Below are 14,485 nucleotides of genomic sequence, written 5' to 3' on the forward strand. Positions count from 1 at the left end.
GCCGCCGAGAATATCGCATCCGGTGGCCTGGCTATGCCCATCCCTATTTCAGGCCAACCACCGGCTCATTCGATGACGATCGGCGTTCCCAACGGCAACAGCGCGGCAAGGGCGGCGATGTCTGCATTGGACATGCGGATGCATCCGTGGCTTGCTGCCCGTCCGATGCTGGCGGCGTCGTCGGTTCCGTGCAGGCCGATCTGTCCAGGACCGCCGCCGAAGTCGCTGAGAACTTCGGAATACGCGGAAAGGCCGAACGCGTAGGGGCCGTAGCCGTCGTTGGTCGGTTGCAGCAATTCAGTGAGATAGAACGAGCCGTGCGGCGTCGGGGTGCCTCCGGTTCCCGTCGCCACCGAATACGTTGTGACGAGCACCGAGTCTTTGAACAGGGACAGCGTGTTGTCCTGGGTGGAGACGCGGAGGCTGTAGACGAGTCGTTGGAGTGACACGGAGGTCGCGCTGACCCATCCCGTACTCCCATTGGGGCGCTGCGGCACTTCGACCTTGAGCCACCCGTCGACGTCGTCGCCGACCACCAGGAAGGTGAGCGGAGCGCCCGAGCGCTGTGGGTTCGCGAAGGTCGCCAGGAGGCTGCCGCGAGGTTCGGTGTAGACGGCGACAGAATTCGTTAAGGCCACTGCGGCATCTCCCACCACCGAAGGGGCCAGTGCACTCGGTGCCGGGGCAGTGGTGATTGGTGCGGGCGCGCTGGACGCGTGCGGAATCGGAGGATGCAGTTCCTGCGAGGTGCATCCGGCCAACGCCAGCGCGACTGCGATCGCCACTGCCGCGGCCGGCGGGTGGTACCGAAGGTGCATGAGTTGGCTTTCGTGAGAGGCATACTCCCGAGGAGGGAGTCGGGCGACACAGATCCGCCGGGCGGACTCCAAGCATCCACACGGCGGATCAGTGACATTTTCGATCAGCCGGTGAAGCTCGCGTTCGCCTTGACCGGCGTCGCCGGCGCCGCAGTGGCTTCGGCCGGAAGCACCGTGACCGACCCGACCATGCCCATGCCGGCATGCAGGATGCAGACGTAATTGAACGTCCCGGCCTTGTTGAAGGTCACGGTGAAGCTGGTACCTGGCACCGCAAATCCGGAATTCAGGTATCCGCCGGTGAAGTTCGTCGGATCCCCTGCAGGAGCCGTCGGATTGCCCACCGGTGTGCCGAACGTGACGGTGTGCGGCGCACCCATGCCGTCGTTGATGAACTTGACACTCTCACCGACGTGGACGGTGACGTTTGGCTGGATGAACCGCATCACCATGGCGACGCCGTCATCCGCACCCTCGAACACGGTGTGGTCGTTCGCCGCGAGCGCCTTCTTGGCGGTCAACGCGGTTCCATCTGCAATGATCGACGCCGCACCGGCTGCCGCCTGCGCGTCGTAATCGGCCTGGGTGTACTTGTACGTCGAACCCGCGGCGGCGACGTGGACGACACCTTTCATCATGTTCCCGTGCACCAGGCAGTAGTAGGTGAAATCACCCACGTTGGGGAAGGTGAGGCTATAGCTCGTCGGGAGGCTGGAGTCGCCGGTCGCAAAGAGCCCGGAGTTGTAATAGGAAACCCCGTCGTAGGAGGTCGAGCCGACTGGTCCACTTTGCGTCGCGTCCGCGGGATTGAACGGCTTCAGCGTCTGACCCGTGGCGAGGAATGTCACCGTGTGGATCTCCGCCGCATTGGCCACCCATTTCACGGTGTCGCCAGCGTTGACGTAAACATCCGCCGGCAGAAACGCCATGCCTTGGATGGCCATGTCGGCGGATTCTGACCCGGAAAGCACCGTCCAGGTTGTCGGCCCGGGCGCGGCCACAGCTGGACTCATCAGCCCGAGCGGCAGAATCAGAGCCGCAAGACCGATGCCAAGAATTCCAAGTTTTCGAGACCGCCAAGCGGCATCAGGCGCGTGTTTCATCAAACACTTCCATTTCTGAATGTGGTCCGCGAAGCCGGACCTCCTAGCGACACGACAAACACTCGTGTCCCACCCCTAGATAACGCCACAGCCGAGCCGGCACGACATCCCTTAGGTAGGGGGAATACGCGACAGGCTCCCCCCTCACTTGGGGGAGCCTGTCGCACTGGCGGGTGGTGGAAACGATCGTGAAGTTAGCGGGGCGGTGGCATGCGCTGAGCCCTCAGTACCTCCAGTCGGGCGCGGTACTCCTTCTCGTCGATGTCTCCCCTGGCGTATCGGTCGCCGAGGGTGGCTTCGGCGGAGCGTGAACCGTCGTTCCAGGGACCATAGGGATGTTCACCCCAGCCGCGACGCCAGCGGCGCCCGACAAGCACGAAGATCAGCACGAAGACGCCGATCCAGATCAGTGGGACGAACAGCCAGAGCCATCCGAATCCGCCACCTGCCCAGTGCGGCCCAGCGAGCGCCAGTGGTGTCAGCACGGTGTTTGTCAGCACGGTGTTTGTCAGCACAGTGTTTCCCTTTCTTGTACCAGGTTCGATGTGAACCCTCTGACACCACTTTCGCGACCGGCAGGCTGCGGCGAATCTGCCCTACGGATGCTTCCGAGTACTGCCTGCGGAGCATGCGGCGACGCGGCACTACTCCCGGTGCCCGGCCCGCACCAGCCCGGTTTCGTAGGCGACGACGACCAGGTGCACGCGGTCGCGGGCGGCCAGTTTCGACATGATCCGTGACACGTGAGTCTTCGCGGTGAGCGGACTGAGGAACAGGGTGCGGCCGATTTCCTCGTTGGTGAGGCCACGGCCGACCAGTCCGAGCACCTCCCGCTCCCGCTCGGTGAGCACGTCCAGAGCGCTGGCGTCCTGGGTCTGGTCGAGCGTGCCCGCGACGCGCTCGAGCAGCCGTCTGGTGACGCTGGGCGACAGCAGCGCGTCGCCCGCTGCGACGACGCGCACGGCACGGATCAGCTCCACGGGCTCGGTGTCTTTCACCAGGAAGCCGCTCGCGCCCGCCTTGATGGCCTGGGCGACGTACTCGTCCAGTTCGAAGGTGGTGACGATCACGATGTGGGTGCCGGAAAGTTCCGGGCGTGACACGATGCGCCCGGTCGCCCAGAGTCCGTCGCCGTCGGGCATCCGGATGTCCATGAGCACCACGTCGGGTTTGGTGCGGGTGACCAGGGCGACGGCTTCGGCACCGGTGGCTGCCTCCCCCACCACCTTAAGGTCCGGCTCGGAATCAACGAGGGCGGCAAACCCGGCCCGCACGAGTTGTTGGTCGTCGGCGATGGCCACTGTGATCATGGGTTGTTCTCCCTGGCGGGTATTGTCGCGGTCACCTGAAAGCCGCCGCCGGGGCCTGGTGCCGTGGTGAGGCTTCCGCCCAGCAGTTCCGCGCGTTCCCGCATTCCGGTGAGCCCTCGCCCGAAGCCCCGGTTCCCGGCGCCGACGCCGTCGTCCGCGATGTGCACCCGGTAAGCGCCGTCCACGGCGGTGAGATCCACTGTCGCGGTGGTCGCCTGCGCGTGGCGCACGACGTTGGTGAGGGATTCCTGCACGATGCGGTAAATCGCCATTTGCACGGCGGCCGGAGGCTGCTCGGTGAGCGAATTGTGCAACTGAACGACGATGCCCTGCGCCGTGATCGAGGCGGCCAGTCCAGGCAGCCGTGACAGATCGGGTTCGGGCACGAGTGGTGCACCAGGGTCCGCTCCGTCTTCCGCGCGCAGTATTCCGAGCACCGACCGCACCTCATCCAGCGCGGTCTTGCTGACCTCTTTGATGCTGGCCAGGGCGGCGGCCGCTTGCTGAGGCTGCTTGTCCATCAGATGCAGCCCGACGCCGGCCTGCACGTTGATCTGGCTCAGCGAGTGCGCGAGCACGTCGTGTAGTTCGCGGGCGATGCGCATCCGCTCGGCCTGCACGTCGGACTGCTTGCGCTGTTCGAGCCTGCTGCGATAGTCGAGGACGCGTTCCCGGCGGCTGCGGATGCCTTCGCCGATCCCCATGACGATGAGGATGCCGAGGGTCGTTCCGGCAATACTGGACGGTGGCACGTCCAACCGCAGCACGATCGCTCCGATGATCGTCACCAGCCACCCTGCCGCGACCGACAGCCAGGCCCAGATCCGGGCGCCACGCACGATGGCGCTGACGATGGCGAAGGCCAGGGCGATGTACGGCGGGCCGGGCTGGTCGGCGCTGAGAAGCACATCGGCGGTCGCCGCTGCGGTCACGATCGCGACCACCGGTCCCGGAGCTCGCCGTGCCGCGATGAGGGCGACCGGGCCGATCAGGGCAATGACCAGCCCGAGCGCGAGAGCCGCGCCGTTCACCGGAAGCACATCGTGCCAGGGGAAGCGGGGGCCGTGCGGGCCGCGGCGCCAGATCCAGAACACGGCCGGAACTTGAACCAGGAACGAGACGATCACCGGCAGCCAGAGCCGCGCCCAGCGCGGCGGTCCCCAACCGGGCGGGCCGGCCTCCCATGGACCCCGGAAGCCGTCCTCGGCACGCTGACCTGGATACGGCATGCGAGAATCGTACGTCCCGCAGCCGGCCGCGGTCATCCGCCGGGCGGCGCCACCGGCGCGTCGCGACTACTCCGTGGGGAGTACCAGACTTCGGCGCCCGGGATCGCCGTCGACAGATAGTAATCCGGACGAAATCACCCGCCGCGGCGGCCAGTCTCGTCCGGATTGCTATCGGTCGGTGTGTCGCGTCACACGGTGGCGAGAGCCGCCCCGGAGTCGACGAGCACGGCTCCCCCGTTGGCGAGGTCCGACTGTCCGTCCGCGAGGTCGGCTACCGCCGCCGCAATGTCCGCCGGCACTGCCAGCCTGCCGCTCGGGTTCAAGCCGGCCGCGAACTTCTGCTTGTCCTCGAGCGCAGTGCTGCCGATGAACCGCTCCAGCATCGGGGTGTCGATGATCCACGGGCACACCGCGAAGACGCGCACGCCTGCCGGCTCCAACGCGATGGCGGCTGATGCGCTGGCCGAGATCACGGCGGCTTTCGTCGCACCGTAAGCGACGGCGATCGGAATCGGCACGGTGGAGCCGATGAACGACGCCGTGTTGATGATCACCCCGGAACCCTTCATGTGCTCGGATGCATAGCGCAGGCCGGACAGCACCCCCTTCACGTTGGTGTTGAGCAGTTCGGTGATGCTTTCGTCTGTCCAGCCGTCGAACGGGCCGATCGGTCCCTCGTAGCCGGCGTTGTTGAACCAGATGTCGATGGTGCCGGTGCGTTCGGCGGCCGTGGAGGCCAGTGCGGCGACTTGGGCGTCGTCGCCGACATCCGTTTGCACGAAGGTGGTGCTGCCGCCGACTGCCGCGGCCGCTGCGGCGCCCTTCGCCGCGTCGCGTCCGGCGATCACGACGGTGGCGCCCTCTGCGGCGAACAGCTCGGCTGTGGCCAGGCCGATGCCGCTGGCCCCACCGGTGATGACGGCTGTTTTGTTGTCGAAACGTCCCATGATGTTGTCTTCTTTCAGGTTAAAACGGGTTGGCTGAGACACCGCGGTGGTGCCGCGGCGGTAATACAGGTTGACTGGCCGACGTGCGGCCCAAGGTCAGGCGACCGTGAGGGTGGACTCCACCGGCGTGGGGTTGCGGAACAGATCGAGCACTGGGCAGTGCGCGTTGACAACCTTTTGCAGTTCGGAGTAGCGCTCGGCAGTGTCGGGTCCGCTCAGCCGCACATTCAAGCGCACGGCGCTGAAACCGGGTCGCACCGAGTCGTCAAATCCAAAGAACCCCCGGAAGTCGAGGTCGCCGTCGATCGAGATGTTCACACTGTCGAGTGCGATGCCGAGGTTGACTGCCCACACTCGATAGGTCGCCACTTGGCAGGACAGCAACCCCGCCAGGGCGTACTCGACCGGGTTCGGCGCGGCGCCTTCGCCCAGTGCCGGTGGCTCATCCGCATCGATCGTGAATTTGCCGATGCGGATGGTGCTGGAGACGCGGCCGGTGGCCTCACCGGCCACCCGGAAGACCGCGGCGGCTTTAGAGACGTCGGCGGTGACATCGCGTTCGGTGGCCGCGATGATGGCAACGAGTGGATTGGCCACATCGGTGGCTGTGCTCATGGTGAGACTCCTTCGTGAGATTTGTGCCAGGTCGAGGCCGCCGGCCGTGCGCTACCTGTGCGCCTGTCGGTAGGGCGGCATGGTGCACCTGGCAACGCTGCGCGGAGGGCAGCCTTGTTGATTTCTGTGAAGGCCTCTGATGATGAGGGTGTGATCCTTCGGGGTGTTTCTGTGACGCGGGAGTGCCGACCGCGATGAGGGACAGCATCCAGGAGTTCGGCCCGGAATGCTGGGGGGAGCTCGATAGTGCCTCCCGACCGGGCCTGCGCCCAATCGGTGACAACTGCTACTGTGCTGCTCTCCCTGGCAAAGTTCAAGGCACGTCGAAACATAACGAAATCTTGACGAGAGGTTGCCCTTGTGCGGTCTCGCGGGGCTCGACCCCCGGGCGGAGCGGACCGACCAGCGGAAGGACGCGGCTCGACCACCGGTGGAGCGGACCAGGGGAAGGGACGCTACGCTGCCGGGCGCGGATCGAGGTGGATGCCGGCGATCATGCATCGCACGGAGCCACCCGCCAACTCGATGGTGGGTACCGCCAGCGGAAGGATGGTGGCGCTCGCTTCGATGACGCGGCGCTGCGTCGCATCCAAGCTCGCCAATGCCCTCGTGGAAATTGCCAGGATGCGGCCGCCGCGGCCGTGCAGTTCAATAGCGTTACCGGCGAACTCCCGAATTTGTGCGGGGCTGAGATCGATGATCTGCCGCCCCGGCGCTGCCAACCGTTCGACGATCTGAGTCCGCCGCCGTGTATCGGCGATGAGCCCGGTGCCGACCATGGCGAAGTCCGTGCCGATGCACATCAGAACGTTCGTGTGATAGACGGGCCGACCCGCCTCGTCGGCCGCGTCGAACGCCATCGGTTCGTAGCCGAAGTTGGTGCAGAACCGTTCCAGCGCCACCGGGTCAGCGCGCGCGGAGCGCACCGTGTAGGCGACGCGGCTGACATGGTCCAGCACCATCGCTCCGGTGCCTTCGAGAAAGACGTCGTCGAATTCGAGACCCGAGTAGTCGATCACATCTTGGACGCGGTATTCGCGCTTCAGTAGTTCAATGACATCAGCCCGTCGCTCACCGCGCCGGCTCGGCGACTGCATGGGAAACAGCGCAACGTGGCCGCCGGAGTGCGTGGAGAACCAGTTGTTCGGGAACACACTGTCCGGCCGGCCGGGCTGCTCGTCATCGAAAAGGTGCACGGTGATGCCGTGGGCCCGTAGCGCAGCGGCGACCGCGGTGACCTCCTGGTGTGCAGATGCCGCGATCGTGTCCGCCTGCCCCGTCGGCACCGGAGATTGGAACGAGTTGTCGGACGTGGTCGCCGGATTGGGCACGAAATGCTGCGGACGGATGAGCACAACCGCCGACGGTGCCTGAATGGACATCCGTGCCGTCACGGTACCGGGATGGGGGCGCCGACCCCCATGGCGAATCCGAACAGGTCTTTGGGATCGTCTGGGTCGGCAACCAGATCGATGTCGACGGAGAATTCGGTGCCGTTGACACTGTCGCTCAGGTAGCGCAGCACGGAAAAGTCCTCGATCGCGAAGCCCACGGAGTCGTAGACGGTGATCTGGTCCGCGGAGGTGCGGCCAGGCTCGAGCCCGGCGACGACCCGCCACAGCTCGACCACCGGAAAACTCGGCTCGAGCTGCTGGATCTCGCCCTCGATGCGGGTCTGCTCCGGAAACTCGACGAAGACGTCGGCGCGGCGCAGGATGGCGGCGTCGAGCTCGGTCTTGCCAGGGCAGTCACCGCCGATGGCGTTGAGGTGAACGCCGGGAACGACCATGTCGTCGGTGAGGATGGTGGCTCTCGCCTTGTCCGCGGTGCAGGTGGTGATGACGTCGGCGCCGGTGGCGGCGTCCGCAGCATCCGTCGCGACATAGACGTCGAAGCCCAGCGGCGTCAGGTTGCGCGCCAGTTTGGCGCAGGCCCGCGGGTCGATGTCGAACACGCGAAGACTACGGATGCCGGTTGTTCCGCGGATGCCGATCGCCTGAAATTCGGCCTGGGTACCGGCGCCGATCATCGCCATCGTGGTGGAATTCGCGCGGGCGAGGTGCGCCGCCGCCATCGCAGAGGTTGCCGCAGTGCGCAACGCCGTCAACAAGGTCATCTCGGCGACGAGCAGCGGATAGCCGCTTTCGACATCCGCCAGCATGCCGAACGCGGTCACCGTCTGCAGGCCTTTGGCGGGATTGGACGGATGACCGTTCACATACTTGAAGCCGTAGAGGGTGCCGTCACTGGTGGGCATCAACTCGATCACGCCGATGGGCGAATGGCTCGCCACGCGCGGCGCCTTCTCGAAGGATTCCCAGCGACGGTAGTCATCCGACACATAGGTGCCCAGCTCGGCGAGAATCTTCTCCAGGCCGTTGGACTGGATCCACCGCACTACATTCTGCACACCAACAAATCGGACCATTCCGAACATCTCCTTTGAGTTCTCCACTCGCTATCAACGCTATGTGTGAGTCATGCGCAGTCACAATGGCAACTGCTGGTCATTTGGGGCAGGTAACATGACACCCTGCATAGTCACGTTGTACACTTTGGTCATGCGCGATCTGGATGACCTCGACCGCCGACTGATCGCCGAGTTGCGCACCAACGGACGCGAGGCTGTCGCGACCCTGGCTCAAACGCTCGGTGTCACCCGCGCAACGGTGAATAACAGGCTCGCCCGACTGGTCGAGTCCGGAACGGTGCTGGGGTTCACCGTGCGCATTCGCGAGGAAGCCGAGACGGATGTCATCCGGGCCATTACGCTGATCGAGGTCGAGGGGCGCTCCACCGATGACGTCATCCGGAGGCTGCGCGGCTTTCCCGAGGTACAGGCGCTGCATTCCACCAACGGCGGCTGGGACCTGGTTGCGGACCTGCGCTCAAGCACGCTCATGGAGTTCGACGGGCTGCTGGGTCGGATTCGGTCGATCGACGGGGTCGTTAACAGCGAGACCAGCATCCTGCTGAGTTCGGTGCTGCGCTAGGCCTGTCAGGCACTCAGACGTGCTGACGCACCCGGTCCATGAAGGCGCGCGGTTCGTCCGCCCAGATCCGTATGGCGCTAATCAACTGCTCACCGCCGGCTACCCCGTGACCAGGCAGCCGCACGAGGGTGGGTCGCTCAAGTTCGATCTCCAGGTTGGTTTGCTCGACGATGCGGAACATCAGCGTGCGCGAGCCATCATCTTCAACGATTTTTGGTGACTTCGGATCGTCCACTCGAAGGTTGTGGGCGACGGAGGCGATGTCGTCCCAGTTCAGCGCCAGGTCGATCTCCAGACCGGCGCGCACCCTGATGCCATCGGGCCCGACCGTGTGCGGATGCGTGAGGTACGAGCAGAGCAGACCGAACATCCAGGTGAGACCCCAAAGACCGAGCACGAGGAAAGGAATCCGCACCGCGGGCCAGGGATGCACGATGAGATCGATGATGGGCACCTCAACGGCCGACAACACGATGAAGATGACGAGGATCGTCAGCACCGGCTTGTGGAAGCTGAAGCCCGCAGCACCGTGCGGCACAGCAGGGCGACGCGCGACGAAACGGGCGATGCTCACGTAGATGCTGAGTTCCACCACCAGCGCCCGCTTCAGAAATCTGATTATGCGTCGCCACAGAGTCGCTGTCGGCGGATGTGCCGTCTCGACGTTCATGGGTTTCCCCTTGCCGATGACTCCGCTGCTGGGTGTGCCTCCGCTGCTGGGTGTGCCTCCGCTGCTGGGTGTGCCTCCGCTGCTGGGTGTGCCTCCGCTGCTGGGTCCGCCTCCGCAGCCTCGACGAGTCCGCGCAGTCGAGCGGCGATCGCCGTGATCCCGCGCAGCAGCGCATCGCGGTCGGCAACGTCGACAGCGCCGAGCAGTTCGGCGGAGAGTTCGGCGTGATCGCGTTGCATATCGCGCATGAACCGGCGGGCGGATTCGGCAAGCGACACGATGATGGCGCGCCGATCGTGGGGGTGTGGCGACCGGGTGACGTAGCCTGCGGACTCCAGAGCGTCAATGAGACCAGTGACGTTGCGCGGACTCATCTCCAACCGGGAGGCCAGCAGATGCTGCGCCGAAGGGCCATTTGCGGCGAGATCCCAGAGCACACGCACACGCGATACGGTCAGCGATGTGCCTTCGAAGGCACGCGCCATGTCCTTCTGGAAGAGTTCGCTCACCTCCAGCAGTCGGTCTAATATCGTCGGCTCATTGTGCATATTCTGATGCTACTACATTGTTACCTAGCATCACGATTGTGCAGCCCGCAGGATTGTGTCATGCGCGCCGGGACCGGCTCGGTATCCCGGCAGCCAGGCGCAGACTTTCGGCACTCTTCTCGGCACCCGGGCGTGCGTAATACCACCAGGCCAGGCAGGTGCAGAACGCACACCAGACCGCGCAGACGATGAAGAAGACGGTGGGCGCCATGGCCGCCAGGGCCATGCCGACCACGAACGGCCCGAACGCGCCCACCGAAGCCGTCCATCCGATGGCGCCGCCGGCTTGGCGTGGTGAAAAGATCATCGGCATCTGCTTGAAGGTGCCGGCGTTGGCGAATCCGGAGAAGAAGAAGATCATCAACATGCCGGTGAGAAATCCCCAGAACTCCCCCACCGAGCTGGGAGTGAGGAAGAACAGGGTCACGATCGTGCCGACGGTCATTCCGACACCGCCGACGAAGGTGAACGGCGCCCCACCGAAGCGGTCGCACAGCGGGCCGGTCGCCGCCCGCACGAGCGCACCGAGTGTCGGGCCGATCCAGGCCCAGGTGAGCGGGTTCGGCGGGTTGTCGAACTGACCGTAGACGTTCAGGATCAGCAGGCCGGTCTGCGCGGCCAGACCGCTGAACGCACCAAACGACATCAGGTAAATCGCGGTCATGATCCAGGTGTGCTTGAGTCGGAAAATGTCGAGTTGCTGGGCAAAGTTCGCTGTGATCGGCACCCGGCGCAGCACCACGACGGCGAGCACGACGGCGAGCAACGCCCACGGGATGAGCACGAGTCCGCCGTTGTGCAGCCAGACGAGTTTGCCTTGCGCGCCGCTCTGTGGGGTGAGGGCGGCGGTGCCCAGCAGCCCAAAGCCCACGACCCACGGCACAAGCAATTGGACGAGTCCGATGCCCATGTTGCCGATACCGGCCTGGATGCCCAGTGCTGTTCCCGAGAGTCGTTTCGGGAAGAAGTAACTGGTGGATCCCATCAGACCGGAGAAGCTGCCACCGCCGACACCTGCCGAAAATGCGAGCGCCAGCAGCACCCAATATGGCGTGGTGTTGTCGCGCGCGGCGAGCGTCCAGCCGATCATCGGTAGGACGAGCAGTGCGCTGCTGAGTGCAACCAGCGAGCGCGTGCCGAGCACGGGCGGCAGGAACATGAAGACGAGCCGCATCAACCCGCTTGCAAGGCCCGGCGCAGCGACAAGCCAGTAAAGCTGTTCAGCGCTCAGCGTGTAGCCGATGTCATTCAACCGGGGCGCGATGGCGGCGACCAGGTACCAGGTCGCGCAGGCGATCATCACCGTGTAGGTAGTGATGGCCAGCGTGCGCCAGGCCAGCTTCGCGTCCCACGTCGCCGGATTCTCCGGATTCCAGTTGGACAGATCCGGCTTGAGCTTGCTTGATGTCTGGGGCATTGCGACTTTCACGACGAATCCTCCTGCTGACGGTCGGCGGTCTCCACTGTCTCCCTCCACGTGATATCCCTACACGCCGATGTCCCTACACGCTGATTCCGGCGGCCAGTCCGCGCAGCTCTGAGTGGGCGGGCTGGCCGCTGCCGTGCACAACGATGGTCGGCACGGTCAGATTGATCAAGACGTCGTGACTCACCGAACCCAATGCCGAGTCGGCCTCCGGCTCACGGCGAGAACTGCCCACGACCAACAGGGCCGCCGAGGCCGCCGCATCCAACAGCGCCTCCGCGGCCGGGCGGCGGATGTGGCGAAGCCGGATGTCCGCGCCCGTGGCCACCGAGCGAGCGATCACCATGGCCTCTGACAGCAGTGCCTTGGCATTTTCCGCCAGATACTCGTCCCGTCGCCGCTGGACCTCGGCGTGCTCGTCCGCCTGACCGGGAGCATCCGACGCCCGCACGAACGTCACAGTCTGGTGGAGGCGAGCAGCTTCAGAGGCCGCGAAGCGCACCGCCGTTCGGCCGGCATCAGAGGCATCCACTCCAACCACAACGCCACGTGCGCCTCGCTGTGATGGCTGAGGGATGATCGCAACCGGTGAGTGTGCCGCAGCGGCCAGCACCAGGCTGCGCGATCCGAAGACCTTACCGTGGATGAATCCAGTCTTGTGTGTGCCGACGGCTATCACACTCGCCGTTCTCGACGCGGCAATCAGCTCGTCCATCACGTCGCCGTGGAGCAGTCGAGTGCCCACAGTGACGCCAGCCGCGAGGGACCGCGCGTATTCCGCTTCCCGCTCGAGCAGACGTCCGGCATCCGCGGCCATGCCTTCGCGGATCCGAGCACTGACCGAAGCCCACTCGTCGTCAACCACGTGGACGAGAACCACCTCGGCACCGGTCGTCGCCGCCCGTTCGATGCTCCACCGCAGTGCGACTCGGCTCGGCTCCGTTCCCTCGATACCTACCACAATCGTGTCAACCATTGCGTGCCTCCTGAATTACTGGGTGTTGGCCGGTCAAATCGACTGCCGGTAGCCGAAGAACTCGTGGTCGTTGTTGTACCCACCGAGGCCGCCGCCCACTTCCGAGAAGTGCTCGACGAACTCGATGCCCTTGATCCACTTGACCATCTTGAAGCCCAGTTGCGTCTCGTTGCGCAGTCGCAGCGGCGCCCCGTGCCCAAAGGACAGGGCTTCGTTGTTCATGTCGTACGCGAGCATCGTCAGCTTGTAGCTCATCTGTTCGATCGCCTGTGCGTCGTAGTAGATCCCGCCGTCCGGGCCGTGCGCGAAGGAGTAGAAGATCACCCACTTGGCTTCTGGCTTCGGCTGGACCAGGTCGAGGATGTCCTGCATCCGCACCCCGCCCCACTTCGCCACGCCGGACCAGCCCTGGATGCAGAAGTGCTGCGTGATCTGCTCGTGGTAGGGCAGGGCACGCAATTGTGTGAGGCTCAGTTCGACCGGGTTCTGCACCAGTCCGCCCACCACCAGCCTGTAGTCGGCGAACGCGGTTTGTTCCAACTCCTTGTATTCGTCGGTCTCGGGGTACTTGCCGTTGTGCCAGAAATACGGCGAGATGTCCTTTTCTGTGTACTGTCCAGGGTTGGAGTCGATGTGCTCGAACAAGCGCTGCGCCGGCCCGATCAGCGCGTAGCCGACCCGCTGCACCACCCGCGGGCGCCGGTAAGTGAAAGGCGTCGCCGCCACCCACGCGATGATCATGACGACCAGGGAGGCGGCGAAGATCCAGAACCCGACCCAGGTCTCGTCGTCGCGGCTGGCGTACATGTGGTTGAGGTTCCGCAGCGCGCCTGTGGTGAGCACAAGCGTCACGTGCACCACGATGAACAGCAGGAACCACACCATGACGACGAAGTGCAATGATCTGGCCACCTGGATGCTGAACACCGAACTGATCCACTTGAACTTCGTCGACAGCGCCGGCGACATGCCGAGCCCGGTGATCAGGGCGGCCGGGGCCGCGAGAAAGACGGTGATGAAGTAGGCGATGAGCTGCAGACTGTTGTAGTTCACCCAGCCGGTCTCGGCGGGCCAGTCCAGCGACAGGTACTGGATCGCCACCGAGATCGAGTTCGGGATGACATCCCAGCTCATCGGCACCAGCCGCATCCATTGCCCGGTGGCGAAGATGAGGATGAAGAAGACGATGCCGTTGAGCAGCCACAGCGTGTCGACGCCCAGGTGCCACCAGCGGGCCAGGCCGATGGAGTGGCGCCGTCCGGGCAGGCCGACTCCGTCCGGCAGGGTAATCGAGTCCGCCTTCGCCGTGTATAGCGGGTCCTCGGGCACCGGCTTCTGCATGCGGAACCAGTCCTTGCCCGGAGTGCTGTGCCTGGTCCAGTAGAAGCGCGGGTGGTCAGCCATGATGGTGATCCCCGAGCGGATGATGAAGATCATCAGGAACGCGTTGAGGAAGTGCTGCCAGCCGAGCCAGGCGGGGAAGCCGACCGGCGCGTTGTCGGGCAGTTCCGACGTTCCCGGGTACTGCGCCATGAAGTCCTGCACGGCGGGCAACTCGCGAAGACCCTTGGCCACCGCAATCCCGACTACCAACAGCAGCAGCCCGATCGGGATCAGCCAGAGCAGGTTGAACCACTTGCTCGTGCCGATCCGCACCCGGGGTGCGACTCCGTATTGCGCGGGAATGCGCCCGGCCCAATCCTCATCCACGACGCTGTAGCGCTCGCTGTCGAGTTCATCGCGAAAACTGAGGCGTTTGCCACCAGCGCCGATGTCCGCGGCCGGAGTGTGCTGATCTTTGGATGATATGGCCATGGCGTTTCCGCTTCCGCTCGGTGTGGTCGATGACA

Annotated in this window: 15 protein-coding genes; 1 reads left to right on the forward strand and 14 read right to left on the reverse strand. The window is 64.9% G+C overall.

Annotation, left to right across the window (positions count from 1 at the left end; genetic code table 11):
• Nucleotides 1-65 precede the first annotated feature (65 nt).
• The 9 genes from ABFX56_RS01535 to ABFX56_RS01575 all read right to left on the reverse strand — a co-directional run bounded on the left by ABFX56_RS01535 (nucleotide 66) and on the right by ABFX56_RS01575 (nucleotide 8,450).
• Nucleotides 66-785, reverse strand: coding sequence for a L,D-transpeptidase family protein (locus tag ABFX56_RS01535; protein ID WP_346231515.1), 720 nt, complete (start codon nucleotides 783-785; stop codon nucleotides 66-68).
• 137 nt (nucleotides 786-922) lie between these two features.
• Entirely contained in the window at nucleotides 923-1,762 is an 840-nt protein-coding gene (locus tag ABFX56_RS01540) for a plastocyanin/azurin family copper-binding protein (protein ID WP_346231516.1), read from the reverse strand.
• 353 nt (nucleotides 1,763-2,115) lie between these two features.
• On the reverse strand, nucleotides 2,116-2,436 hold the full coding sequence (locus tag ABFX56_RS01545) for an SHOCT domain-containing protein (RefSeq protein ID WP_346231517.1): 321 nt from the start codon (nucleotides 2,434-2,436) through the stop codon (nucleotides 2,116-2,118).
• A 129-nt stretch (nucleotides 2,437-2,565) separates the two neighbouring features.
• Nucleotides 2,566-3,231, reverse strand: coding sequence for a response regulator (locus tag ABFX56_RS01550; RefSeq protein WP_346231518.1), 666 nt, complete (start codon nucleotides 3,229-3,231; stop codon nucleotides 2,566-2,568).
• Nucleotides 3,228-4,460 carry a sensor histidine kinase gene (locus ABFX56_RS01555; RefSeq protein WP_346231519.1) on the reverse strand — a complete coding sequence of 411 codons (1,233 nt, stop codon included), beginning with the start codon at nucleotides 4,458-4,460 and terminating at the stop codon, nucleotides 3,228-3,230. The genes ABFX56_RS01550 and ABFX56_RS01555 overlap by 4 nt, the downstream gene beginning before the upstream one ends.
• A 188-nt stretch (nucleotides 4,461-4,648) precedes the next feature.
• A complete protein-coding gene (locus ABFX56_RS01560; RefSeq protein ID WP_346231520.1) occupies nucleotides 4,649-5,407 on the reverse strand; it encodes an SDR family NAD(P)-dependent oxidoreductase in 759 nt (252 codons plus the stop codon).
• Between the two features lie 96 nt (nucleotides 5,408-5,503).
• Entirely contained in the window at nucleotides 5,504-6,022 is a 519-nt protein-coding gene (locus tag ABFX56_RS01565; protein WP_346231521.1) for an OsmC family protein, read from the reverse strand.
• Nucleotides 6,023-6,477: 455 nt separating this feature from the next.
• Entirely contained in the window at nucleotides 6,478-7,404 is a 927-nt protein-coding gene (gene ctlX, locus ABFX56_RS01570) for a citrulline utilization hydrolase CtlX (protein WP_346231522.1), read from the reverse strand.
• Between the two features lie 8 nt (nucleotides 7,405-7,412).
• Complete coding sequence (locus ABFX56_RS01575) at nucleotides 7,413-8,450, reverse strand: ornithine cyclodeaminase (protein ID WP_346231523.1); 1,038 nt, start codon at nucleotides 8,448-8,450, stop codon at nucleotides 7,413-7,415.
• A gap of 133 nt (nucleotides 8,451-8,583) precedes the next feature.
• Between ABFX56_RS01575 and ABFX56_RS01580 the strand changes: the two genes are divergently transcribed.
• Nucleotides 8,584-9,015: an Lrp/AsnC family transcriptional regulator gene (locus ABFX56_RS01580; protein ID WP_346231524.1), complete on the forward strand. Its 432-nt coding sequence runs from the start codon at nucleotides 8,584-8,586 to the stop codon at nucleotides 9,013-9,015.
• Nucleotides 9,016-9,028: 13 nt separating this feature from the next.
• On the opposite strand, the gene ABFX56_RS01585 is transcribed toward ABFX56_RS01580, so the two are convergent.
• The 5 genes from ABFX56_RS01585 to ABFX56_RS01605 all read right to left on the reverse strand — a co-directional run bounded on the left by ABFX56_RS01585 (nucleotide 9,029) and on the right by ABFX56_RS01605 (nucleotide 14,450).
• A complete protein-coding gene (locus ABFX56_RS01585) occupies nucleotides 9,029-9,685 on the reverse strand; it encodes a hypothetical protein (RefSeq protein ID WP_346231525.1) in 657 nt (218 codons plus the stop codon).
• Complete coding sequence (locus ABFX56_RS01590; protein ID WP_346231526.1) at nucleotides 9,682-10,233, reverse strand: MarR family winged helix-turn-helix transcriptional regulator; 552 nt, start codon at nucleotides 10,231-10,233, stop codon at nucleotides 9,682-9,684. The genes ABFX56_RS01585 and ABFX56_RS01590 overlap by 4 nt, the downstream gene beginning before the upstream one ends.
• A 58-nt stretch (nucleotides 10,234-10,291) precedes the next feature.
• The gene (locus ABFX56_RS01595) at nucleotides 10,292-11,650 is read right to left on the reverse strand and encodes an MFS transporter (protein ID WP_346231527.1); all 1,359 of its coding nucleotides are present in this window, start codon (nucleotides 11,648-11,650) and stop codon (nucleotides 10,292-10,294) included.
• Between the two features lie 85 nt (nucleotides 11,651-11,735).
• A complete protein-coding gene (locus tag ABFX56_RS01600) occupies nucleotides 11,736-12,635 on the reverse strand; it encodes a universal stress protein (RefSeq protein ID WP_346231528.1) in 900 nt (299 codons plus the stop codon).
• Nucleotides 12,636-12,668: 33 nt separating this feature from the next.
• Nucleotides 12,669-14,450, reverse strand: coding sequence for a molybdopterin-dependent oxidoreductase (locus ABFX56_RS01605; protein WP_346231529.1), 1,782 nt, complete (start codon nucleotides 14,448-14,450; stop codon nucleotides 12,669-12,671).
• Nucleotides 14,451-14,485 lie beyond the last annotated feature (35 nt).

The sequence above is a fragment of the Parafrigoribacterium mesophilum genome, from assembly GCF_039652555.1.
Lineage (GTDB): Bacteria > Actinomycetota > Actinomycetes > Actinomycetales > Microbacteriaceae > Parafrigoribacterium > Parafrigoribacterium mesophilum.